This window comes from Xanthomonas sp. WHRI 6106 (assembly GCF_040202405.1).
In the GTDB taxonomy this organism is placed as follows: domain Bacteria; phylum Pseudomonadota; class Gammaproteobacteria; order Xanthomonadales; family Xanthomonadaceae; genus Xanthomonas; species Xanthomonas cannabis.
Genome location: NZ_JBEGFC010000002.1, coordinates 495,597 through 519,559 on the forward strand (window position 1 = coordinate 495,597; position 23,963 = coordinate 519,559).

Annotated in this window: 22 protein-coding genes; 12 read left to right on the forward strand and 10 right to left on the reverse strand. The window is 67.0% G+C overall.

Annotation, left to right across the window (positions count from 1 at the left end; genetic code table 11):
• Positions 1-139: 139 nt before the first annotated feature.
• Both ABQZ09_RS05390 and ABQZ09_RS05395 read right to left on the reverse strand, forming a co-directional pair.
• Positions 140-424: a hypothetical protein gene (locus ABQZ09_RS05390; RefSeq protein ID WP_184556926.1), complete on the reverse strand. Its 285-nt coding sequence runs from the start codon at positions 422-424 to the stop codon at positions 140-142.
• A 10-nt stretch (positions 425-434) separates the two neighbouring features.
• Positions 435-1,418, reverse strand: coding sequence for a LysR family transcriptional regulator (locus ABQZ09_RS05395; RefSeq protein ID WP_039412418.1), 984 nt, complete (start codon positions 1,416-1,418; stop codon positions 435-437).
• A gap of 162 nt (positions 1,419-1,580) precedes the next feature.
• Between ABQZ09_RS05395 and cobA the strand changes: the two genes are divergently transcribed.
• The 4 genes from cobA (at position 1,581) to ABQZ09_RS05415 (ending at position 5,365) form a co-directional block, all read left to right on the forward strand.
• Positions 1,581-2,786: a uroporphyrinogen-III C-methyltransferase gene (gene cobA, locus ABQZ09_RS05400; RefSeq protein ID WP_349776322.1), complete on the forward strand. Its 1,206-nt coding sequence runs from the start codon at positions 1,581-1,583 to the stop codon at positions 2,784-2,786.
• A gap of 16 nt (positions 2,787-2,802) precedes the next feature.
• Complete coding sequence (cysK, locus tag ABQZ09_RS05405) at positions 2,803-3,762, forward strand: cysteine synthase A (RefSeq protein ID WP_039415648.1); 960 nt, start codon at positions 2,803-2,805, stop codon at positions 3,760-3,762.
• Positions 3,763-4,052: 290 nt separating this feature from the next.
• Positions 4,053-4,559, forward strand: a complete 507-nt coding sequence (locus tag ABQZ09_RS05410; protein WP_039564334.1) for a methyltransferase family protein — start codon at positions 4,053-4,055, stop codon at positions 4,557-4,559.
• A gap of 266 nt (positions 4,560-4,825) precedes the next feature.
• Entirely contained in the window at positions 4,826-5,365 is a 540-nt protein-coding gene (locus tag ABQZ09_RS05415; RefSeq protein ID WP_039411044.1) for an O-acetyl-ADP-ribose deacetylase, read from the forward strand.
• A gap of 271 nt (positions 5,366-5,636) precedes the next feature.
• Here ABQZ09_RS05415 and ABQZ09_RS05420 read toward each other — a convergent pair whose 3' ends face one another.
• The 8 genes from ABQZ09_RS05420 to gap all read right to left on the reverse strand — a co-directional run bounded on the left by ABQZ09_RS05420 (position 5,637) and on the right by gap (position 17,368).
• Complete coding sequence (locus ABQZ09_RS05420; protein WP_039411046.1) at positions 5,637-6,641, reverse strand: class I fructose-bisphosphate aldolase; 1,005 nt, start codon at positions 6,639-6,641, stop codon at positions 5,637-5,639.
• Positions 6,642-7,332: 691 nt separating this feature from the next.
• On the reverse strand, positions 7,333-8,799 hold the full coding sequence (gene pyk, locus ABQZ09_RS05425) for a pyruvate kinase (protein WP_039411049.1): 1,467 nt from the start codon (positions 8,797-8,799) through the stop codon (positions 7,333-7,335).
• A gap of 255 nt (positions 8,800-9,054) precedes the next feature.
• Positions 9,055-9,702, reverse strand: a complete 648-nt coding sequence (locus ABQZ09_RS05430) for an HAD family hydrolase (RefSeq protein WP_349776323.1) — start codon at positions 9,700-9,702, stop codon at positions 9,055-9,057.
• Positions 9,699-10,874, reverse strand: coding sequence for a phosphoglycerate kinase (locus ABQZ09_RS05435; protein WP_039411055.1), 1,176 nt, complete (start codon positions 10,872-10,874; stop codon positions 9,699-9,701). The genes ABQZ09_RS05430 and ABQZ09_RS05435 overlap by 4 nt, the downstream gene beginning before the upstream one ends.
• Positions 10,875-11,308: 434 nt before the next feature.
• On the reverse strand, positions 11,309-12,658 hold the full coding sequence (locus tag ABQZ09_RS05440) for a DUF3999 domain-containing protein (protein ID WP_349776324.1): 1,350 nt from the start codon (positions 12,656-12,658) through the stop codon (positions 11,309-11,311).
• Positions 12,655-15,510 (reverse strand): DUF2339 domain-containing protein, encoded by a 2,856-nt coding sequence (locus ABQZ09_RS05445; protein WP_349776325.1) that lies wholly within the window; start codon positions 15,508-15,510, stop codon positions 12,655-12,657. Before ABQZ09_RS05445 ends, ABQZ09_RS05440 begins: the two co-directional genes overlap by 4 nt.
• Positions 15,511-15,690: 180 nt before the next feature.
• Positions 15,691-16,125 carry a hypothetical protein gene (locus tag ABQZ09_RS05450; protein ID WP_372383637.1) on the reverse strand — a complete coding sequence of 145 codons (435 nt, stop codon included), beginning with the start codon at positions 16,123-16,125 and terminating at the stop codon, positions 15,691-15,693.
• Between the two features lie 241 nt (positions 16,126-16,366).
• A complete protein-coding gene (gene gap, locus ABQZ09_RS05455; protein ID WP_039411059.1) occupies positions 16,367-17,368 on the reverse strand; it encodes a type I glyceraldehyde-3-phosphate dehydrogenase in 1,002 nt (333 codons plus the stop codon).
• Between the two features lie 436 nt (positions 17,369-17,804).
• Here gap and ABQZ09_RS05460 point away from each other — a divergent pair, with 436 nt between their 5' ends.
• From ABQZ09_RS05460 to modC, 8 genes are all read left to right on the forward strand, one after another.
• Positions 17,805-18,317, forward strand: coding sequence for an SgcJ/EcaC family oxidoreductase (locus ABQZ09_RS05460; protein ID WP_104580748.1), 513 nt, complete (start codon positions 17,805-17,807; stop codon positions 18,315-18,317).
• A gap of 305 nt (positions 18,318-18,622) precedes the next feature.
• Positions 18,623-19,246, forward strand: a complete 624-nt coding sequence (locus ABQZ09_RS05465) for an OmpW/AlkL family protein (RefSeq protein WP_039411063.1) — start codon at positions 18,623-18,625, stop codon at positions 19,244-19,246.
• A gap of 119 nt (positions 19,247-19,365) precedes the next feature.
• A complete protein-coding gene (locus tag ABQZ09_RS05470; protein ID WP_228314893.1) occupies positions 19,366-19,980 on the forward strand; it encodes an OmpW/AlkL family protein in 615 nt (204 codons plus the stop codon).
• Positions 19,981-20,064: 84 nt separating this feature from the next.
• The gene (locus ABQZ09_RS05475; RefSeq protein WP_166752108.1) at positions 20,065-20,880 is read left to right on the forward strand and encodes a S1/P1 nuclease; all 816 of its coding nucleotides are present in this window, start codon (positions 20,065-20,067) and stop codon (positions 20,878-20,880) included.
• 13 nt (positions 20,881-20,893) lie between these two features.
• Complete coding sequence (locus ABQZ09_RS05480) at positions 20,894-21,718, forward strand: MBL fold metallo-hydrolase (RefSeq protein WP_184556955.1); 825 nt, start codon at positions 20,894-20,896, stop codon at positions 21,716-21,718.
• A gap of 73 nt (positions 21,719-21,791) precedes the next feature.
• Entirely contained in the window at positions 21,792-22,568 is a 777-nt protein-coding gene (gene modA, locus ABQZ09_RS05485; protein ID WP_228314892.1) for a molybdate ABC transporter substrate-binding protein, read from the forward strand.
• A 16-nt stretch (positions 22,569-22,584) separates the two neighbouring features.
• Positions 22,585-23,271 carry a molybdate ABC transporter permease subunit gene (gene modB, locus ABQZ09_RS05490; protein WP_184368191.1) on the forward strand — a complete coding sequence of 229 codons (687 nt, stop codon included), beginning with the start codon at positions 22,585-22,587 and terminating at the stop codon, positions 23,269-23,271.
• Positions 23,271-23,885, forward strand: a complete 615-nt coding sequence (gene modC / locus ABQZ09_RS05495; RefSeq protein WP_039564329.1) for a molybdenum ABC transporter ATP-binding protein — start codon at positions 23,271-23,273, stop codon at positions 23,883-23,885. Before modB ends, modC begins: the two co-directional genes overlap by 1 nt.
• The last annotated feature ends 78 nt before the right edge of the window (positions 23,886-23,963 follow it).

Here is a 23,963-nt window from a genome sequence, read left to right on the forward strand (position 1 = left end):
TGAATAAATCGGTTCCGGCCCACGCTGCAATGCAGCACGCATTCGCATGTGGCGAGCACAACAACAACGGGGTATAACGCGTCCGCAAACGAGCGGATGCGGCACGGGCTCCATCGGCCCGGACTGCCTGACTGCGCCTTCAAACCCCGAACGGATCCACATCGTCCTGGTCGGCAAACCACTGCGCCGAATGCACCTCGTCTGCCGCCACTTCCAGCACCTGACGCAGCGCCGCCAGCGGGATCTGCACGGTCCTGCCGTCAACCTGCAGCGCCACCCACAGCGATTCGTCCTGCGGGTCGGCCAGCACCGTCAACGCCGCATGCTCGCGGCCGTCGATGTTGGCCGAGACTTGCAGCGACATGCCGCCGTCCGGGTCGGGCGACCACAGTCTGCTGAGCGGGGGACGCACGGGCTCGCTCATCGCGCGCGGCTCAACTGGTGATGGTCTGGGTCAGCGATTCCCAGGTTGGCGGCAGCGGCCAGTTGGGCGCCTGGTTGCCGTCCAGCACGCGGCGCAAATCGCGCTTGTCGATCTGCGGCGCCAACACGTGCACCAGGTCCAGCGCGTAGTCGCGCAGCACCCGGTCGCGCGGCAAGACCGCCCAGGCGATGCATTCGGCGATCGGCGCAGGCGCCGGCCAGGCGCGCAAATCTTCGTCGAAGGCGTTGACTGCCATTTCCGCCACCAGGCCCACACCCAGCCCGGCGCGCACATAGGTCTTGATCAGGTCGGCATCCAGCGCAGTCAGCGCGATGCTCGGTTCCAGCCCCACCTGCGCAAACGCCCGCTGCAGCGACGAGCCCGGCCGGGTGGAAGACTCGTAACTGATCAACGGATGCGCGGACAGCGCCTGCATGTCCGGCGCAGTACGCGGGTTGTCCAGTGCATGCCCGCGCGGCACCACTACCAGCCGCCGCCAGCGGTACAGCGGCACCGCAATGCCGGCACTGGGCTCGCCGCCGGCGGTGCTGACCACCGCGATATCCGCATCGCCCTGGCTGAGCAAGTCCAGCGCCGCGCTCTCGGCGGCCTGCTGCAGGTGCACGCTCACCTGCGGGTAGGCGTGCTTGATCTGCGCCACCGCCGGCGGCAGCACGAAGCGCGCCTGGGTGTGGGTGGTGGTCAAGGTCAGCTGGCCCTGGCTCTCGCGGCGCTGGTTGGCGGCATAGGTGCGGATGTTGTTGGCCTCCGACAGCACCGCGCGCGCGCGCTCGATCACTTCCACCCCGGCCGGCGTGACCGCGTCCAGGCTGCGCCCCTTGCGCACGAACAACAAAAAACCGAGCTCGTCTTCCAGCTGCTTGAGTTGCTTGGACAGACCGGGCTGGGTCGCGTGCACGCGCGCGGCGGCCAGCGTGATGTTCAGCTCGGCATCGGCAATGGCCACCAGGTAGCGAAGTTGGGTCAGCGTCATGGGCTTATATCCAAAAAAGCGCGAGGCGCTACAAGGACTTCGACTGTAGAGGAGTTCCGGGGGCCAGCTTATAACCGAACGCTATTTTCAGGGTGTATGAAGTCATTTCCGACGGCTATATGCCGGCGTTACGGTCTGGCCCTCCCCTTCGATACCCCGGCCGTGACCTCTGCGTTCCCGCTCCTTGCCGACCTGCGTGGCCGTGCCGTCCTGGTGGTTGGCGGCGGCGTCGATGCCGAACGTGCCACCGCCCAGCTGTTGCAGGCCGGCGCCTTGCCGTTGGTGGGTGCGCCGCAACTGACCCCGCAGTTGCAGCAGTGGACGCGCGCCGGCCGGATCCGCTGGCTGCCCGGCCCGTTCGACCCGGCCTGGCTGTTGCAGCCCGACACCGCCCCGCTGTGGCTCACCATTGCCGCCAGCGACCTGCCGGAGCTCAACGCGGCATTGTGCGCAGCGGCCAGCAGCCACCGGCTGCTGACCCACCGCGTGGTGCCCGCCGCGTCCGCGTCCCCCCCGGCACCGTCCCCGGTGCAGCCCACCCGCCCTGCCACGCCGTCCCCCGGCAGCGTGACGCTGGTAGGTGCCGGCCCCGGCGACCCCGGCCTGCTCACCCGCAATGCCCTGCGCGCGCTCCGGCAGGCCGAGGTGGTGCTGTATGACCGCCTGGTCAGCCCGCAGATCCTGCGCCTGGCCCGTCGCGATGCGCTGCGCGTGGAGGTCGGCAAGGCTGCGCAAGGCCATAGCACCCGGCAGGAGCAGATCCACGCGCTGATGCTGGAGCACGCCCGCGCGGGGCGGCGGGTGGTCCGCCTGAAGGGCGGCGACCCGTTCGTGTTCGGCCGCGGCGGCGAAGAGCTGGAATTCCTGCGCGACCACGGCATCGGCTTCCAGGTGGTGCCCGGCATCACCGCCGCGCTCGCCTGCGCCGCCTACGCGGGCATTCCGCTCACCCACCGCGACCATGCACAGTCGCTGCGCCTGATCACCGCCCACTGCAAGGATTCGCTGGACACCCTGGACTGGCAGGCGCTGGGCCAGGAGCGCCAGACCCTGGCCTTCTACATGGGCGTGGCCGGCCTGGAAGGCATCCAGCAGCGCCTGCTGCAGGCCGGCCGCGCGCCGGGCACGCCATTTGCCCTGGTCGAGAATGGCTCGCGCCCGCAGCAGCGGGTGATCACCGGGTCGCTCGCCACCCTGGCCGCCACCGCACGGCAGTACACCGTGCAGGCTCCGGCCCTGCTGATCCTAGGCGAGGTCACCGCGCTGGCGCAGTCCCTGCACTGGTACGGCGGCGCCCCGCTGCACGCCGCGCCGCCGCACTCACCCATCGCAACGCCCGATACGCCCACACTGGCCCACGCAGCCTGATTCCGACGGAGACCCCATGGCCCTGTACGACAACATCCTCGACACCATCGGCCGCACCCCGGTGGTCAAACTCAACCGCCTCGCTCCGGACAACGTCACCCTCTACGTCAAGGTGGAATCGTTCAATCCGGGCGGCTCGGTCAAGGACCGCCTGGCGCTGGCCATCATCCTGGACGCCGAGCAGCGCGGCCTGCTCAAGCCCGGCGACACGATCGTCGAAGCCACTTCCGGCAACACCGGCGTGGCGTTGGCCATGGTGGCCGCCGCACGCGGCTACAAGTTCGTCGCCACCATGGTGGAAACCTTCTCCATCGAGCGCCGCAAGCTGATGCGCGCCTATGGCGCCAAGGTGATCCTGACCCCCGCCGCCGAGCGCGGCAGCGGCATGGTGCGTAAAGCGAAGGAACTGGCCGAACAGCACGGCTGGTTCCTGGCCAGCCAGTTCGCCAATCCGGCCAACCCGGCTTACCACCGCAATACCACCGCCGCGGAAATCCTGCGCGACTTCGCCGGCCACCGGCTCGACCACTTCGTCACCGGCTGGGGCACCGGTGGCACCCTTACCGGCGTGGGCGAAGTGCTGCGCGTGGCCCGCCCGGAAGTGCGCATCACCGCCACCGAGCCGGCCGGCGCGGCGCTGCTGCAGGGCCAGGACTGGAAGCCGCACAAGATCCAGGGCTGGACGCCCGACTTCGTGCCCGAGGTGCTCAACCGCGAGGTCGCCCACGAGGTGCTCAGCGTGGAAGACACCGACGCCATCACCGTGGCGCGCCGCCTGGCCGCCGAAGAAGGCATCTTCACCGGCATCTCCGGCGGCGCCACCGTTGCCACTGCACTGCGCGTGGCCGAAGGCGCGGTGCCCGGCGCGGTGATCCTGGCCATGCTGCCCGACACCGGCGAGCGCTATTTCTCCACGCCGCTGTTCGCCGACATCAACGAAGGCTCCGACGACGACTGGCTGGCTGGCCTGCCCTGATCGGTCACGAGAGGGTCGCGATGTGGAGGCCGCGCGGATGCGCGGCCTTCTTTTTTCGGGGACTCGGGACTCGGGACTCGGGACTCGGGGAACGGGGAACGGGGGGAACCGTGGGACCGGGAAACCGGGAAACCGGGAAACCGGGAAACCGGGACAGTAAAAGGCGTCGACGTATGCGATCTTCTCGTTGGATCGACCGTCTGGCTTTCTGGGTCACAGCTTCGACTGCCCGCACTCCCGTCCATGTCAAGGAAACGTTAGGATGACGGCCGTGATGTAGGGAGAGATGCGTGAGCAACCAGCCGTATGGACACAGCGACACCCGCGCCTCGCGGGCGCCATGGCTGGTGAAGATGACCTCGCCGGTGCACTTCGCGCTCGCCCTGGGTCTGGGCGCATGGCTGCAGGACGCGCTGGAGCTCCCCCTGCCCGCTCCCACGCCACTGGCATGGATCGAACTGGCCGGCGGCGTCATCGCCTGCCTCGGCCTTGCGCTGGCGGTGAGCTGCTTCATCCTGTTCGCGCGTCGGCGCACCACCATCATGCCGAGCGGCCATCCATCGCGCCTGGTGCTTGACGGCCCATATCGCTTCACCCGCAACCCGATGTACCTGGCGCTGGTGCTGAGCTACGTCGGCCTGTGCCTGCAGCTTGGGCTGCTGTGGGCGGTCGCGCTGGTGCCACTGCCCTGGCTTGCGCTGCGGCTGTATGTCATTCCGTTCGAAGAGGCGCGTCTGCGCGCAGAATTCGGCCGCCATTACACTGACTATTGCGCGCGCGTCCGCCGCTGGCTCTGAACAGCAGCACGCAGGCTTGCGGGTAGCCGCGTCCTCCCCTCGCCGGGCAATCGTGCAGATCCCGGATCGTCGCGCATCGGCGATAAATTGTTCCAATCGGCGGCAGCGCAAAGCCGCCTGGATCGCCCGATTTCGCGGGCGCCCGCCGTAGGGTTCGCGAGGTCCGGCGTGGTCGCAGCAGATGAGATGAATGGCCGCTAGCGTGAGGCTCCGCAACGCCTGACCCCATCACGCGTTCATCATTCAAATCCCATAACTATCTCGCCATGAAAATCGAAGTCTGGCAAGGCGACATCACCGAACTCGACGTTGACGTCATCGTCAACGCCGCCAACGAATCACTGCTGGGCGGTGGTGGCGTGGACGGCGCCATCCATCGCGCTGCCGGCCCGGGTTTGCTGCAGGCCTGCGAAGCCCTGCCGCAGGTACGCCCGGGCGTGCGCTGCCCTACCGGCGAAATCCGCGTCACCGACGGTTTCAACCTGAAGGCGCGTCACGTGTTTCATACCGTGGGCCCGGTGTGGCGCGACGGCAAGCACAACGAACCGGAGCAGCTGGCCAACTGCTATTGGCAGTCGCTCAAGCTTGCCGAGCAGATGCTGCTGCACTCGATCGCATTCCCGGCGATCAGCTGCGGCATCTACGGCTATCCGCTGCATCAGGCCGCACGCATCGCGGTCACCGAGACACGCGACTGGCAGCGCTCGCACAAGGTGCCCAAGCACATCGTGCTGGTGGCCTATAACGACGCCACCTACAAGGCCTATCAGCAGGCATTGGCAACGCAGGAGACCGCAGCGGCCTGACGCCACGAGCCGCGCATTGCACTGACGGGCGCCGCAAGGCGCCCGTTGCGTTTGAGCCACTGCATCAGGCTGGAAGCCCGGCCGGCGGCGGATGCTCGGCACGCCAATGCTTCGCGCCGGTCACGCCGCCGCATTTGAAGCACCGCCGCTGCGCGGCCTGCTCACCCGACCAGCCGATGCATTGCCATCGACGCCCAATAAAAAACGCCGGCATCGCTGCCGGCGTCTTCATGCCTGGGTTTGACCCGGCCTTGCAGCCGCGATCAGCCGATCAGCCCTTCCACTTGCCCAGTGCAGCCAGGCCGTTTTCCTTGGCGCGCTCATAAATGATCTGCTGCGCCTTGGCGAAGTTGCCGGTCATGTCCTTGGCCCACAGCTTCAGTGCCGCCTGCTGCATGGCGCGACCGTAGGAGAAGCTCAGCGGCCACGGCAGGTTGCCGAGCTGGTGCATCTCGTTGAGGTGCGCGGTGGATTGCTCGTCGGTCTGACCACCGGACAGGAACACGATGCCCGGCAGGATCGCCGGCACGGTCGACTTCAGGCACATCACGGTGGATTCGGCCACTTCCTCGACACTGGCCTGCTCTTCGCAGCCCTTGCCGGAGATGACCATCGAGGCCTTCAGGATGGTGCCTTCGAGCACGACGTTCTGCTCATACAGCGCGCCGAACAGCGAGCGCAGCGTGGCTTCGGTCACTTCGTAGCAGGTCTCGATGTCGTGGTCGCCGTCCATGATCACTTCCGGCTCGACCATCGGCACCAGGCCCTGTTCCTGACACAGCGCTGCATAACGCGCCAACGCATGCGAGTTGGCCTCGATGCAGGTGCCGGAGGGGATGTCTTCGCCGATGTTGATGACCGCACGCCACTTGGCGAAACGTGCACCCAGCGTGTAGTACTCCTCCAGACGTGCGCGCAGGCCATCCAGACCTTCGGTCACCAGTTCGCCCGGCATGCCGGCCAGCGGCTGCGCGCCCTTGTCGACCTTGATGCCCGGGATGATGCCGTGCTCGGCCATGTACTTGGCGAACGGCACGCCGTCCTTGGTCTTCTGACGGATGGTCTCGTCGAACAGGATGGCGCCGGAGATGTAATCGCTCAGCTTGGGCGTGGTCAGCAGCAGTTCGCGATAGGCGCGACGGTTTTCTTCGATGTTCTCGATGCCGACGCTGGCAAAACGCTTGGCGATCGTGCTGGTCGACTCGTCGATGGCGATGATGCCCTTGCCCGGGGCGACCATGGCCTGGGCGGTTTCGGCAAGCTGTTCGATGCTCATGTAGTTCCTGTGGCAGCTGCGGGGGAGAACGAAAGTATAGCGACGAAAGTCGTACACATTCCTTCACGGAATGCCTGCAACCGATTACACCATGCGCGCATGACGGGATGTGTGGCGCCGCTCGCATGCGGGAATCGGGAATCGGGAATCGGGAATCGGGAATCGGGAATCGGGAATCGGGAATCGGGAATCGTTGAAGCTGAGCATGTCGTGCAGCTTGTTGCTTGCTTTGCTGTGATGCGTGGCACCCACAACGTGCGGCGGCGCTGCCGAACCTGCACCACGCAGGCGTTGATTGCGTTATGGGTGTTGGCCTGTTGCATGAAGCGGCCTGCGGCATGGGCTACTCACGTCACGACGCGGCCCTTCCTCTTCGTCACCTATCCGGTCATCCCGCGCGTCGTTCACCTTCGCTCCGTTGCGTCGATGAGCGGGGAAAGCGGAATCTCCGTCGTGGGCATGCATCGCCTTGTGAAACTTATGCCGCGTCATATCAACACCGTGACGCAGCGCGGCGGCGATCGTGCGCTGGCCGGGCAGTCGCCGGATCCGGCCGTCGAGCAACCCGCCGACCCAGGCCAAGCACTTACCCGCGCCCGGCATCTCCACACAGCACGACGGCGGCCCTGGGGCCGCCGCCGTGTGTCGCGTCTTCCGGCTTAGATCATGCGCTGGAAGGCGTCAGCAGGCGTTACAGCTCGCCCAGGCCGGTGGCGCGGCCGTCTTCGCCTACTTCCAGCAGGCGCAGCGTGTTGGTGGCGCCGTGCATTTCCATGTGCTCGCCACTGGTGAACACCACGCGGTCGCCGGGCCCCATGCGCTCGTTTTCCACCAGCAGGCGGATCGCCGCACGCGCGGCTTCGCGCGGGGTCAGGCCGCGGCTGTCGAAGCTGATCGGGAACACGCCGCGCATCATCGCCATCTGGCGACGCGCGCCATCATGACGGGTGAAGGCGTAGATCGGCATGTTGGAACGAAAGCGCGACAGGAAGCGCGGCGTGCCGCCGGATTCGGTCAACGCCACCACGCCGCCCAGGCCGATGTGCTCGGACAGGAACATGGTCGCCATGGCGATGGCCTGGTCGGCACGCTGCAGGTTGCGTTGCGCTGCTTCGAAATCGGTATCGAACTCGAACTGATGCTCGGCACCCAGGCAGATGCGCGCCATCGCTTCCACCGCACGCACCGGATAGGCACCGGCGGCGGTTTCGGCCGACAGCATCACCGCATCGGTGCCGTCGATGACTGCGTTGGCCACGTCCAGCACTTCGGCGCGGGTCGGGATCGGGCTTTCGACCATCGACTGCAGCATCTGGGTGGCCGTGATCACCACCTTGTTCTGCGCCAGCGATTCGCGAATGATCTTCTTCTGCAGGCCCGGCAATTCGGCATCGCCGATTTCCACGCCCAGATCGCCGCGCGCCACCATCACCACGTCGGAGGCTTCGACGATTTCGACCAGGTTTTCGATCGCTTCGGTGCGCTCGATCTTGGAGACCAGCTGCGCATCGCAGCCGTGCTGCTGGGCGATCTGCCGCGCGTCGTGCATGTCCTGCGCGTTACGGCAGAACGACACCGCGATGAAGTCCACGCCGATCTTGGCAACGATGCCGATCAGCTCCTTGTCGCGCTCGGTCAACGCGCCCAGCGACAGGCCGCCGCCCTGCTTGTTGAGGCCCTTGCGATCGGACAGCACGCCGTCGTTGAGCACGGTGGTGACGATGCGCGCGCCCTGCACGTCGGTGACCTGCAACTGCACCAGGCCATCGTCGAGCAGCAGCACGTCGCCTGCAGTCACGTCCTGCGGCAGACCCAGGTAGCTGACGCCCACCTGCTGCTGATCACCGGCCGGTGCATTGGCATCGGCCACCAGGTCGAAGCGATCGCCCATGGTCAGCTTGATCTTGCCTTCGGCAAAGCGCTCGATGCGGATCTTCGGGCCCGGCAGGTCGGCCAGGATGCCGACCTCGGCACCGGCGCGCGCCGCGGCGGCACGCACTTCGGCAGCACGCTTGGCCTGGCCGGACGGATCGCCATGACTGAAGTTGAGGCGCACCACGTTGACGCCCGCCTTGAACAGCTTATCCAGCACCCCGGGCGCATCCGTTGCCGGTCCGAGGGTGGCGAGGATCTTGGTGCGGCGTTGACGTTCTTTCATGATGGCCTCCCTGTAGAAGCCGCGAAACTTAACACACACGTCACGCACCAAGGATGGCATTGCGGCATAGCCACCCTTCTATTCCGGCATGTCTTACAGACAGTGCGGGACAGTACGTACGTCTACGCACACGTTGCGCCTGGCAACGTGTGCGGTCGCCACCCTAACCCGGTGGCGGTGAAGAGCCGCGTGCCGGGTCGCGCCACGCAAGGCGCCGGCAACGACCAAGCGAACGCGACGGCCGATGCGCACGGATCACGCGCCGATCAACTGCCGCAGTTGTGCCGGTGTCTGCGCGATCGCGCCGGCACCTGCAGTACGCAGTTCGGCCTCGTCGCCGAAGCCCCACAACACGCCGATGCTGTGAATGCCGTGGTGGTTGGCGCCCTCGATATCCATCCGGCGGTCGCCGATCATCACGCAGCCGGTCTTGTCGATCTGCAGGCGGCGCAGCGCTTCGGCGATGAGGTCGGGCTTGAAGCGGCGCTCGCCATCCTCGCTGGCGCCGATCACGTTGTCGAAGCACGCACCGAACGGCAGATGCTCGACGATGCGCCGCGCGTAGCGTTCGTTCTTCGAGGTCACCACGGCCAACCGATGACCGCCGCGATGCAGGCCGGTGACCACATCGCCGATGCCGTCGAACACGCTGAGTTCGGTCCAGCCCACCGCGTCGTAGCGCGCGCGGTAGAGGCCCAGCGCGCGCTGCACCAGCGCCGGGTCATCCGGAAAGCACTCGGTAAAACTGTCGCGCAGCGGTGGGCCGATCCAGGCGCGCAAGGTCTGCGCAGAGGGACGCGGCTGCCCGATCTCATCGAAGGCATGCACGATGCTGGCGACGATGCCCGGCTCCGAATCAACCAGGGTGCCGTCCAGATCGAAGAACAGCGTGGCTGCACTCACTTGCCGCGGGCCTCGAGCGCGGCCACGGCCGGCAGGGTCTTGCCTTCGAGGAACTCCAGGAACGCGCCGCCACCGGTGGAGATGTAGGTGACGTCCCGGGCGATGTCGTATTTGTCCACTGCCGCCAGGGTGTCGCCGCCGCCGGCGATCGAGAACGCCTTGGAGCCGGCAATCGCACGTGCCAGCGTTTCGGTGCCGTGGCTGAAGGGCTCGAATTCGAACACGCCCACCGGCCCGTTCCACACCACGGTGCCGGCATTGGCGATCAGCTCGGCGTAGCGCTGCGCGGTCTGCGGGCCGATGTCCAGGATCAGATCGTCCGCATCCACCGCATCGAGCGACTTCACGCTGGCCTCGGCATCGGGCAGGAACTGCTTGGCAACGACCACATCGGTGGGCAGCGGAATCTCTGCGCCACGTGTCTTGGCATCGGCCACGATCTGGTTGGCGGTCGGGATCAGGTCCGGTTCGTTCAACGACTTGCCCACGTCATGCCCGGCGGCGGCGATGAAGGTGTTGGCGATGCCGCCGCCGACGATCAACTGGTCGACCTTGTTGACCAGGTTGGACAACAACTCCAGCTTGGTGGAGACCTTGCTGCCGGCCACGATCGCCAGCAACGGCTTGGCCGGGTTGTCCAGCGCCTTGGCCAGCGCGTCCAGTTCGGCCATCAGCAACGGGCCACCGGCGGCGACCGGCGCGAAGCGGATCACGCCATGCGTGGAGGCCTGCGCGCGATGCGCGGTGCCGAAGGCATCCATCACGAACACATCGCATAGCGCGGCGTACTTGCGCGCCAGGGTCTCGTCGTCCTTGCCCTCGCCGACGTTCATGCGGCAGTTTTCCAGCAACACCACCTGGCCCGGCGCCACCTCCACCCCATCGACCCAGTCGCGCACCAGCGGCACGTCCACGCCGAGCAGCGCGGTCAAGCGCGCGGCCACCGGCGCGAGCGAATCGTCTTCGGTCCAGCTGCCTTCCTTGGGCCGGCCCAGATGCGAGGTGACCATGACCGCGGCGCCCTTTTCCAGCGCCAGCTTGATGGTGGGCACCGAGGCAGTGATGCGCTGTTCGGAGGTGATCTGGCCGTTGTCGATCGGCACGTTGAGATCCTGGCGGATCAGCACGCGCTTGCCGGAGAGATCGAGGTCGGTCATACGGACGATGGACATGGGCTTGGCTCGCTGAGTCTGGGGATTAGGGAATCGGGATTGGGGATTGGTACCCGGCGCCGCGCGTTGGCACATGCTCTGCGCGGAGGAATGGCGCTACTGCGCCAGCTTGGCGTGGCGCCGTCGTTCACAACAATGCCGCCATTGCACCTGCGGCAGACGCCGACGGCAGTGGCTCGGAGACCACGGGCAAGGCGACTGCCTTGGCGGCGGGGATCGGGCAATCAGGGCTCGGCATCGGCACGCCGCACCGCAACCCGGCGGTGCGCTGGGCGGGCGCCACCGCAACTGAGGAGGGCGCAAACTCTGGTCGGTCGAACACGACGGGCAATGCGGCTGCCTTGGCGACGGGGGATGCCCATTGTCCGGCCTTCGCCCCGATGCGGCAAACCCGCATCCCCGGACGCGGCCGGCAACCGCATCCGGCCAAAGGATCAGGCCGGCCGATCGGTGCCGGATGTGCGCAGCAGGCTCATCGCCAGACCGCCCACCAGCAATGCGCCGCCGATCAACAGCGCCCACAGCAGCCAGCGCTTCCAGTCGCGCGGGGTGGTGGCGGGCTGCAGCGCTGCGTCGCCTGCCAATGGCTGCGCCTCTGCAGCCAGGCGCACCGTGGCCGGCTGCCACTGTGCGCCGCGTGCACGTCGTAGCGCCTGCAGCATGGACGCCAACGGTGCGTCGCCGCGTCGCACGCGTGCGCTGCCGGCCACCAGCGCATACGGGGGCTGGCCCTGGGCGAGAAACATCAGCCGCTCCGGCTGATAGCCCACCCGCAAGCTCGGAACCGCCGGGCTGCGCCCCTGTGCCGCCACCAGGCGCCATTGACGATCGCGTACCGGCGCGGACAACCGCTGCGGCGGCGACGCGCCAGTGCCAAGCCGATACGCCAGCCACGGCCCTGCCCGCCTCAGCCAGGCGGCGGCGTCGGCATCGCGGCTGTCCGCCGTCCATTCCACGGCCTCGGCCTGACCCGCGCCGACATCCAGCTGCGTGACGGGAAAGCGGCCGGGCATGCGGTAGGTCACGCCCGTGTCCTGTGCGGTGCCCGGCAGCTCCAGCCACGACAGCGGGGTGGGTGCGGTACGCCCGTCCAGTTCTGCCTCGACATTGCGAAGTGTCGGCAATGCGCCGGACACGGGCACCAGACGCAGGTAGCGTGCGCCCTGCTCCAGCGCGATGCGGCGTTGCTGCAGCCGCTGCGCCTGGTTGTCCAGCGCCATGACGGTGGCATCGGAGGCCAGCACGCGCCAAGTGCGCAGATCGTCGCTGCCCTCCACGCGCAGACGGGCCTGCACCGGCGGCTCGCCCGCCCAGTCCAGCCAGAGCGCGCGCGGCCGGTCGCGCAGTGCGCTGGCATCGAGCAACCAACTGCCGCCACTGCCGGGCGCCGCAGGCGCACCGGTGGCGAAGCGGCCCTCCAGCCGCCGCACCGCACCGCTGGCATCGCGCTCGGCGATGAGCTGCAGGTCGCCATTGGCCGCCGCTGCACCTTCGGGCAACGCGAACAACGGCAACCCCTGCCGACGTGGCGCTGCGGCCGGCACGGCGTCGGCGGCCAGCGGCGCGGTCGGCATTTCTTCGCCACGTGCATCGATCACCGCGACATCGCGCAGCCCGGCGTCGACGGCACTGCGATACACCGCCTCGTTCAACCTCACCTGGTACAGCCCGGCGTCGGAGCCGGCCACCTGCAACGGCCACTGCTGACGATAGTCCTGCCGCACATCGGCCGCCTGCGCCATCAGCGGCACCAGCAACACCCATCCCCACCGTTTGGTACTCATGCCTGATCCCTTGCCGCGTCAGCGTTGTCGACGGTGCGTTCCTCGACCACCAGACGTGGTGGCGCCGGCGCCAGATACCCCACCACCGTACACAACAGGCCATAGGCCATGAACGAACCGATGCCGAGCAGATTGCCCAGATGCTGGCGATCGACCAGCACCAGCTTGGCCAGCACCAGCCCCATCAACAACGCACCGCCCAGCCACAACCCGCGCTGCCCGCGACGCGAGCCGATCACCCAGCCCAGCACACCCAGTACGCTCCACACGATGGTGAGGCTGGTCTGCGACACCGTCGCACCCAGCAGCGCGGCATCCCACGGCACCGCGCCCCAGTGATGCACGCTGTGCAGCGTACTGCCGGTGATCAACACCCAGCCCAATACACCGAGCGCAGTGACGCGCCGCGCCTGCAGCATCGACGGCGCAGCGGCCGACCATGCCCAGCGCGCAACCAGCGCGAGCACCGCCAGCTGTGCAAGTTCGGCCGGGTTGAGCAACGGCACCCATGGCAGCGGCGCAGCGCTCACCGGATCGACCAATGCGAGCAACCAGCCGACCCCCAGCACCGCAAGGACGCAGCCCAGCAAGGCAGTGCGGGCCGCATCGAAACGCACGCCTTGTGGCCATGCCAGCCAGCGCCAGCGCAGCAGAGCGGTCGCCGCCACCGCCAGCCATGGCGCTGCCAGCAACGCGCACCGCCAGCCATTGGCGAGCGCGAAGGCATCGGCCAGCCAGGCAATACCCAACGACGCCACCATCGGCCACAGCAACCACCAGATGAACTGCGCGAGCATCGCGCCGGCGCCCGGCTGCATGCGCAGACACCACAACGCGCGCGTGCCGGCCAGCGCAAACCCCAACCAGGCCAGTGCACCCCAGTGCGCAAACGGCTGCGTGTGTGCATGCTCCTGCCACAGTGCCAGCGGCGCGGCCAGCGCCAGGCCGGCCATGACCGTCCACACCAGCGCCGCTGCCGGACGACGGCGGTGCACCTCGGCCGCCAGCCACACGCTGAGCGCGACAAAGCCGAGCAGCAGGTCCGGCTCGCTGCGCAGGTCGTCGGCAAAGCGCAGGATCTCGTGCACGCCGCACAGCACCCACCATCCCAGGCCCCACAGATACGCCACCAGCGCACGCCGCGGATGTCCTGCATCGCGCAGGAACCAGGCACTGGCCCAGCCGGCAACCGCCAGCAGCATGGTGCTCATGCAGGTGGCGTTGGCCACCGCCATGGCGTCGTTACGCCACGCGTCCACGCCGAAGGCCACGCCAACGGCGGCCAGCAGTTGCAACGCCACGCCACTGACCTGCGAGATGCGCCGCCGCTGACGCAGGCCCAACCACAACAGCCCGGCGCCTTCTAGCGCAAACACGCTAGCAGTGACGCGCGCAGACAACGCCAACGGCACGGCCAATGTCGCAAACCCGACCGCCAGCATCGCGTGCGCCTCGCCAAGCAGGCGCGTGGATGCACGACGCAGCAACCACGTTGCCAGAGCGGCGTACATGCCGGCCACCGCCACCGCGCACAACGCCAGTGTCAGGCGCTCGCCATCCAGCAGGCGTGCCTGCATCGCGAAGGCGACCAACGGCGTTCCGAACAACAGGCTGCCATCGATGAGCCTGCCCGCACTGCCATCGCCACGCCGCGCATGCAGCACCGGAATGGCCACGTAGATGGCAAAGAACAGCAGCAGGAACGGCTCGGTGCTGGCGAACTTTGCCGGGGTGTACTGCAGCGCGCCCCACAACGTCGCGATGCCGAAGGTGAAGGCGAATCCGAGCAGGTTGAGCACCCGCCACGGCCGCGCCCATGCAATCGCCACGATGCCGGCGTTGAGCACGGCGTAGTACGAAAACAGCGCGACATGGTTGCCACTGCCGGTGGACAACCAGATCGGCGCGAGGAAGCCGGCCAGCACACCCAGCACGGCCAGCGTGCGCGACTCCTGCAGCACCGCCAGCACGCACATGCCGGCAATCAGCACCACGCTGATGCCCATCGCCAGGCCTGCGCCGAGCAATCCATACAATTTGAACGCGGCGAACACGGTCAACAACAAACCGCCGATCGACCCGCCCTGCAGTGCCAGTGCAAAACCCGGCCGCTGCCCGCGTTGCTTCCAGCCGAAGACCAGACCGGCCAAGGCAAGCACGCTGATGCCGGCCAAGCGCAGTTCGATCGGCATGCGCATCCAGCCCTGATCGCTGGCGTACTTCAGCAGCGACGCCACGCCGGCCAGCAATACCAGCATGCCGACCTTGACCGGTACGTTGCCCTCGGTGAACCAGCGCTTCAACGCACTGGCCGCGCGCGTGATGGCGCCCGGCTCGGCCGGGGTGGGGGGTGACTGCGGCGGTTGCGGTTGCGCAGGTTGAGACCGGGTTGCCTGAGCGTGCTGGTTTGGCAACGCCGACGCAGCGTGAGCACCGCGTGCCGTCACATCTGCAGGGGCCTGCGCAGGCAATGGGGGCGGCACCGCCCTGGAAGCCGCATCAATCACGCCCTGATCCGCAGGCGGATGTGCAACGGCAGGCAGGTTCCCGCCGTCGCCCTGTCGAACAGCGCCAGACCTACCGAACCCAGGTGCATCCGTGTAGGCACCAGCACTCAGAGTGGAATCGAGATCGGGCGCTGCACCAGGCTGCTCCCACGCCCTGCCCTGCGCGTCCACGGACGCATCCGTTCGCGCATCCGCGCCCTCGCCAGTCCCGGCTTGCCACTGCGCCAGCCGCTGCTCCAGCGTCTCCACCCGGCGCCGCAGCCCGGCAATCCACACCAGCGCGACCACCACACCCACCGGCACGGCAAGCAGCACCAGGGCCACCAACACGATCATCGTTTCCAACGCAGCAATCCCCGAGCCGGCGTCCAGCCGAATGCGCGAACCATACAGCCTCGGGCCGCGGCTGGGCAGCAATCTGCAGATCATGCCGCTGGTTGGAGAGTGGACAAGCAGCGGCGTTACGCGTGGCTGCAGTGGCACCTTGCATAAGAAAACGCCCGGAGAACCGGGCGCTTTGAACACTTATTCGCGGTAGCCGCTGTCGTTCTTGTTATGGATGATCCAGATCAGGTTGCCGCCGGTATCCATCGACTTGCCAGCGAAGACCAGACGCCCCTGACCCTTGTAGGCCATCTCATGGCGATAGCGGTCGCCACCATAGAAAAACGGGATAAAGGCCTTGCCGGTGACATACGAACCCTGGTCGGTTGGCTGCCCGATCAGATCGGTCACCTGCTTCATCGGCATCCCGATCTTCAACTGGGTGAACTTGCTGTCCGGTGCCGGCTTGCCGGTGATCTCGCCTTCGTAATCGTTGACGCCCTTGACCGTCTCGCCGTAGCCGGCTTCGACATCGGACGATTTGATCACCTCACCATCGGCATTCATCCAGGCCGGCGTACCGGTCTGCTTCTTGGCCGCCCAGCTGTCCAGCGGAGCTGAAACCGCAATGACCACACCGAACGCCAGTGCGCCCGCAAGAAATTTATTCATCGTCATTCTCTCGATCCATGGAGTTCCCCGATCCTTCGTACACGACACGGGAACGGCCGCCGTGCGGGTGAATTAGCGCACGTGAGTCGGTCAAAGTCCACTTCTGAGCAGCCAGGCAAAGGGCGACAATGCAGGACACACGAAAATTCGTGGCCTCAAAAAAAAGCCCCGGCATGCCGGGGCCCTTTTATTTCAAGCCAAAAACTTACTTGGCAACCACCCGCACCATTTCCAGGCACTTGTTGGAATAGCCCCACTCGTTGTCGTACCAGGACACCAGCTTGACGAAGGTGGAGTCCAGCGCGATGCCGGCGTCGGCGTCGAATACCGAGGTGCAGGTTTCGCCGCGGAAATCGGTCGCCACGACCTTGTCTTCGGTATACCCCAGCACGCCCTTCAGCGCGCCTTCGCTCTGTGCCTTCACTTCGGCGCAGATCTCGGCGTAGGTGGCCGGCTTTTCCAGCTCGACGGTGAGGTCGACCACCGAAACGTCGGAGGTCGGCACGCGGAAGCTCATGCCGGTGAGCTTCTTGTTGAGCTCGGGAATCACCACGCCCACGGCCTTGGCCGCGCCGGTGGAAGAAGGAATGATGTTCTCCAGGATGCCGCGGCCGCCACGCCAATCCTTGTTGGACGGGCCGTCCACGGTCTTCTGGGTTGCGGTCGCCGCATGCACGGTGGTCATCAGGCCGCGCTTGATGCCCCACTTGTCGTTGATGACCTTGGCCAACGGCGCCAGGCAGTTGGTGGTGCACGAGGCATTGGAGACGATGGCTTCGCCGTTGTAGGTCTTGTCGTTGACGCCGTAGACGAACATCGGGGTGTCGTCCTTGGACGGCGCCGACAGGATCACCTTCTTGGCGCCGGCATCGATGTGCTTCTGCGCGGTGTCCTTGGTCAGGAACAGGCCGGTGGACTCGATCACCACGTCGGCGCCGACAGCGTCCCACTTGAGGTTGGCCGGGTCGCGTTCCTGGGTCAGGCGGATCTTCTTGCCGTTGACGATGAGCGTGTTGCCATCGACCGAGACCTCGGCCTTGAAGCGGCCGTGTACCGAGTCGTACTGCAGCATGTAGGCCAGGTAGTCGGGCTCGAGCAGGTCATTGATGGCCACGATCTCGATGTCATTGGCGAAGTTCTGCACCGCAGAGCGCAGCACGTTGCGTCCGATGCGACCGAATCCGTTGATGCCAACCTTGATTGCCATGTTCACAAGCTCCTGCGGCCGCGACAGCGCGGCGGATGGAAAGGGGCTGCCATTCTAGCAGCGTCCTTCTGGTGCGGCCGTGCACCCGCGTCAACGCTGGCAGTGCGAAGGGGGGAGACGGAAGGAGAGCCGCAGAAGAGGTGGCAACGCCTGCTCTGGTTCGGTAGAGATCGGCACGGTCCGGCGCGCGATGCGGTTGGTGACGGGCCACCTGCCTGCCAAGCAGGCCTGACGATGCCCGCTTGCATGACCAACGCAGGCGCGGGCGCACTACGCCACGCACCGGTCTACTTTGTTTTCCAATAACTTACCTTTCAACCAACTATGCCGAGAAGCGTATTCAGGCATATGCCGACCAGCAGCATTTCGGCACTCCGTGGATTTCGATACTGGCCCTGCCTGCTGAGGCACCCACTCACTCACACGGAGATTCCCCATGCGTCGCACCCTGTTCTCTGTCGCTTTGGCATTGGCCGCCACCCCGGCGCTGGCCGCTGGCGTGATGCATTACACCGAAAAGGCTTCGCTGCCCGCCGACGGTGAAGCGCGCGAAGTCGCTGCGCTGTTCGACACCTGGAACGCGGCCCTGGCCTCGGGCAACCCGCACAAGGTGGCCGACCTGTATGCCCCCGATGGCGTATTGCTGCCGACGGTCTCCAACGAAGTCCGCGCGTCACGCTCGCAGATCGAAAAGTACTTCGAGATGTTCCTGGCCAAAAAGCCCAAGGGCGTGGTCAATTACCGCACCGTGCGCGTGCTCGATGACGACAGCGCCGTGGACGCCGGTGTCTACACCTTCACGCTCACCGACAAGGACGGCAAGAAGAGCGACGTGCAGGCGCGCTACACCTTCGTGTACGAAAAGCGCGACGGCAAGTGGCTGATCATCAACCACCACAGCTCGGCGATGCCGGAAGTGGATACACCGAAGGTCGCCAGGGCCAAGTGAGTGCGGTCGCATCGCGACACGCCACCCGCTGACTGCGCCCTGGCGCGCGTCACCGTCAGCACACCTCCCCTGCCGACGGTGGCGCGACCCGCGGCGCACGCCGCACCCGATGCGCCGCGCGCGCTTGATCTCCTCCAGGGCGAGCGCTGCTGCCACACCTGCGACGCAGCGCAGCAGCCGGTGCCTGACCGCTGGCAACGCGCGCATCCATCGCACGCAACCGGCCCTGGTTTGATCAGGATCAAGGCGTCGCCGGGCCAAACCCACAAGACTTCGTCCATCCCCTGCACACAACGAGAGTTTCCATGCGCATGCGCTCTACCCTCCTGCTCGCCGGTCTGGCCGCCACGTTCGCCAGCGTCCCCGCACTGGCTCAATCCAAAGGCGACTGGACCGTTGCCGTCGGCGCCCACCAGGTCGCTCCCAAATCCGATAATGGCCGCCTGGTTGGCGGCACGCTGGAAGCAGACGTAGGCAAGGACATCAAGCCGACCTTCACCGCCGAATACTTCATCGCCGACAACCTCGGCATCGAGGTCCTGGCCGCGCTGCCGTTCGAGCACGACATCGCGCTGCGTGGACTGGGCCGCGTCGGCAGCACCAAGCACCTGCCGCCGGTGGTATCGCTGCAGTATCACTTCAACAGCCAGGGCAAAGTGTCGCCCTTCCTCGGCGCGGGCATCAACTACACCCGTTTCTTCAGCACCGACACCCGCGGCGCGCTGGCCGGCAGCGAGTTGGAGCTGGACGATTCATGGGGCCTGGCCCTGCACGCGGGCCTGGACGTCAAACTCAGCGAACGCGGGTCCCTGCGCGTGAATGTGCGCTGGATCGACATCGACAGCGAGGCCCGCCTCAATGGCACCCGGATCGGCACGGTCAACATCGATCCGCTGGTCTATGGCGCGGCGTACGTGCACCGCTTCTGAGTCACAGCGGCAAGCGCGGTGCATCTCTGGCACACTGGCGATCCAGGGACGTGCATCCACCGCCGGAGTTGCGGACAGGTCGGTCACGTCGAACGCCTGTCCGACCTACCGGGGATTCCATGAGCACGTTCATCCGCACCGCCCTCGCCATCGCACTGGCCGCTTCGGCCGCTCCCGCTCTTGCACAGTCGGCCGGCCATTGGACGACCGGCTACGGCGCCGGCTATGTCTCGCCGAAGTCAGACAGCGGCACCTTCGGCGGTGCACGCGGGGAGATCAAGGGCGCGCCTGCGCTGTCGTTCACCTACGAATACTTCCTGCGCAACAATCTGGGAATCGAAGTGCATGCGGCGGTGGCAGGCAAGCACGACATCGAGCTGGAAGGTGCCGGCAAGGTGGGCAGTTACTGGTCGGTGCCGCCCAGCGTGCTGTTGCAGTACCACATCAACGGCTATGGCACGGTGTCCCCGTTCGTGGGCATCGGCATCAACTACACCGCCTTCGTGGGCGAAGACACCGCGCAAGGCATCGGCAACGGCGAGTTGCGCTTCGGTGATTCGGTGGGCGCGACTGCGCACGTCGGTGTGGACTTCATCTTCGATGAGCGCAGCGGCCTGCGCATCGACGCACGCTGGACCGACTCGCGCAGCAACGTCGATGTCAACGGCGCACGGCTGGGCAAGGCCCGGGTCGATCCACTGACCTATGGCATCTCCTACCTGGTCTATTACTGATCGTGCGGGCCGTCGCCATTGCGCGGCGGCGACATGACTGCAACCGCCATCAAACCGTCCCGGGCGGTTGCGTACAATCGGGGGATGAAGACCTTCTCCCCCGCTTTCGTTGTCCTTGCCGTGGCGCTGACCGCGGCGATCCAGCCCATCACCGCGTTCGCCTGGGGCCCGCAGGGGCACCGCCTGGTAGCACGCGTGGCCGAGACCGAGCTGAGCCCGCAGGCACGCGCGCAGGTGGCGCAGTTGCTTGCCGGCGAGCCCGATGCGACCTTGCATGGCGTCGCGACCTGGGCCGATGAATTGCGCGAGCATGACCCGGACCTGGGCAAGCGTTCCGGGCCGTGGCATTACGTCAACCTGGGCGAACACGACTGCAGCTATGCGCCGCCGCGCGACTGCCCGGATGGCAACTGCGTGATCGCCGCTCTCGATCGGCAGACCGCCCTGCTGGCCGACCGCAGCCAGCCGCTGGAGGTGCGTCGTCAGGCGTTGAAGTTCGTGGTGCATTTTGTCGGCGACATCCATCAGCCCATGCACGCCGGCTACGCGCACGACAAGGGCGGCAACGACTTCCAGCTGCAGGTCGATGGCAAGGGCAGCAACCTGCATGCGCTGTGGGACAGCGGCATGCTCAACGACCGTCACCTCGGCGACGCGGACTACCTGCAACGGCTGCTGGCCCTGCCGGCGGCCTCCGCCGTGTCGCCGGTCCTGCCGCCGCCCGCCGCCGCCTGGGCGCAGGCTTCGTGCAGGATCGCCGTGACACCGGGCGTGTATCCGGCCACGCACGTCCTGCCGGCCAGCTACATCGCCACCTATCGACCGATGGCCGAGACACAGCTGCGCCTGGCCGGCGACCGACTGGCCGCCGTGCTCAACGCAGCACTGGCCACCCCCTGACCTGGAGACACCGATGCAGCCTGAGGTGCTTGCGTTCTTCCATGCCGAGAGCAACACCTTCACCTACGTGGTCGCCGATCCGGCGTCCGGCGCGGCCGCGGTGATCGATCCGGCACTGGACTATGCAGCCGACAGCGGCGTCATCGAAACCCGTGCCGCGCAGGCCATCGCCGATGCCATCCGGCAGCGCGGCTGGCACCTGCACTGGCTGCTGGAAACCCATGCACATGCCGATCACCTGTCGGCAGCGCAGTGGCTGAAGCAGCACTGGCCGCAGGCGCGCATCGCGATCGGCGAAGGCATCCGCCAGGTGCAGCAGGCGCTTGCACCACGCTACGCACTGCCGCAGCACTTCCGTGCCGATGGCTCGCAGTTCGATCATCTGTTTGCCGATGACGAGCGTTTCATGCTCGGCGGCATCGCCGCACGCGTCATTGCCGTGCCCGGGCACACCAGCGACAGCATCGCGTACCTGATCGGCGACGCGCTGTTTCCCGGCGACTCGCTGTTCATGCCCGACGCGGGAACCGCACGCTGCGACTTCCCCGGCGGCGACGCACGGCAACTGTATGCATCGATCCAGCGGCTGTACGCGTTGGCGGACGACACGCGGGTGTTCGTCTGCCACGACTATGGCCCCGGTGGTCGGGCCGTGGCGCATGAGACCACCATCGGCGTGCAGCGGCGCAGCAACATCCATGTGCGCGACGGCGTGGACATCGAGAGTTTCGTGGCCCAGCGCCAGGCCCGCGATGCCACCTTGCCGGAGCCCAGACTGATCCGCCCGGCCTTGCAGGCCAACCTGCAGGCCGGCCGCTGCGACGACCTGGCTCGGTAGCATTCGCTGGCGTTCGCCACGCCGGTCACGGTGCAGCCGCTATGATCGGTGTCTGCCCCTGCTGGAGTTGCCCATGCGCACGATCGGTTTCTGGCAGCGCGCGTTGTGCGTGCTGATGCTTGCCCTGCCCGTACTGGCCGTTGCGCAAGCTGCGCCGGTGACGGTGTTTGCGGCGGCCAGTCTGAAGGAATCGATGGACGAGGCCGCGGCCGCGTTCGAGAAGGCCACCGGCACGCCGGTGCGCGTGTCGTACGCGGCGAGCTCGGCGTTGGCGCGTCAGATCGAACAGGGCGCGCCAGCGGATGTGTTTTTTTCCGCGGATCTGGAATGGATGGACTATCTGCAACAGCGCGGCCTGGTCGCGCCGGCGCAACGCCACGATCTGCTCGGCAACACGCTGGTACTGATCGCACCGGCCGCCAGCAAGTTGCAGCTGGATCTGGGTCCGCCGGGCAGCATTGCCAAGGCGTTGGGCAAGGACGGGCGCATGGCGGTCGGCCAAACCACCAGCGTGCCGGCCGGCAAATACGCGGCCGCCGCGCTGCGCACGCTCGGCCAGTGGGACGTATTGCGTGCGCACCTGGCCGAGTCGGAGAGTGTGCGGGCAGCACTGATGCTGGTCTCGCGCGGCGAGGCGCCGCTGGGCATCGTCTATGGCTCGGACGCGCGCGCCGACCCCAAGGTGCGCGTGGTGGCCACCTTTCCCGCTGCCAGTCATGCGCCGATCGTGTATCCGGTGGCCGCGCTGAAGAACAGCCGCAACCCGCAGACGGCAGCGTTCGTGCAGTGGCTGCGCAGCGCACCTGCCCGGGCGATCTTCACCCGTCGCGGCTTCTTGCCGAAGGATTGAGGCGCACCGTTTGTCGATGTTCACCCCGGAAGAGCTGACCGCCATCGCCCTGAGTCTGAAGGTGGCTGGCGTGGCCGCGCTGGCCAGCCTGCCGGCAGGGATTGCCTGTGGCTGGCTGCTGGCACGGCGGCGTTTCCCGGGCAAGGCAGTGCTGGACGCGGTGTTGCATCTGCCGTTGGTGATGCCACCGGTGGTGACCGGGTATGCGCTGCTGGTCCTGCTGGGCACGCAGGGGCCGGTCGGCAGCTGGTTGCTGGAACACTTCGGCGTGCAGTTCGCGTTCCGCTGGACCGGTGCGGCGCTGGCCTGCGCGGTGATGGGATTTCCGTTGATGGTGCGCGCGATCCGGCTGTCGATCGAAGCTACCGATCGCCGCCTGGAAGCGGCGGCCGCCACGCTGGGTGCCGGCCCGTGGCGGGTGTTCTTCAGCATCACCTTGCCGCTGGCCTGGCCCGGCCTGGTGGCCGGCATGGTGCTGGCCTTTGCCAAGGCGCTGGGTGAGTTCGGTGCCACCATCACCTTCGTTTCCAATATCCCGGGCCAGACGCAGACGCTGTCGTCGGCCATCTACGGCTTGATGCAGGTGCCGGGCATGGAATCGGGCGTGTGGCGTCTTGCCGGCGTGGCGCTGGCGATTTCGCTGGCGGCCTTGCTGCTGTCCGAATGGCTGGTGCGGCGGCCGCACCCGCGTGAGGAGGACTGATGCTGGAGATCGATCTGCAGCTGCAGCGCGGCCAGTTCCGGCGGCACATCCTCATCCAGGATGCGGCGCGGGTGGTGGCACTGGTGGGGCCGTCCGGCGCCGGGAAGACCACCGTGCTCAATGCGATCGCAGGCTTGGTGCGCCCGCATGCCGGGCATATCCGCATCGATGGACGCTGCCTGTTCGACGACCGGCACGGCGTGGACCTGCCCACGCACAAACGCCGGATCGGCTACGTATTCCAGGATGCGCGGCTGTTCCCGCACCTGGATGTGCGGCGCAACCTGCGCTACGGCCGGCATGCGCGGGGGGCGGCGCCATTCGGGTTCGACGATGTGGTGGCCCTGCTCGGCATCGCGCCGCTGCTGCAGCGCCGGCCGCGCAACCTGTCCGGCGGCGAGGCGCAACGGGTGGCGATCGGGCGTGCGTTGCTGTCGCAACCGGCCATCCTGTTGTTCGACGAACCGTTGTCGGCGCTGGACCAGGCACGTCGCGAAGAGCTGATTCCTTACCTGCAGCGCGTGCGCGATGAAATCCGCCTGCCGATGCTCTACGTCAGCCACAACCCGGACGAAGTGCAGCGCATTGCCGACAGCGTGCACGTGCTGGCGTGAGCGCCCCCGGCTGGAGACCCACCCGTTGCAGGACGGCGTAATCCATCCGCCTACCGAAGACCGACGCAACACGGGCTG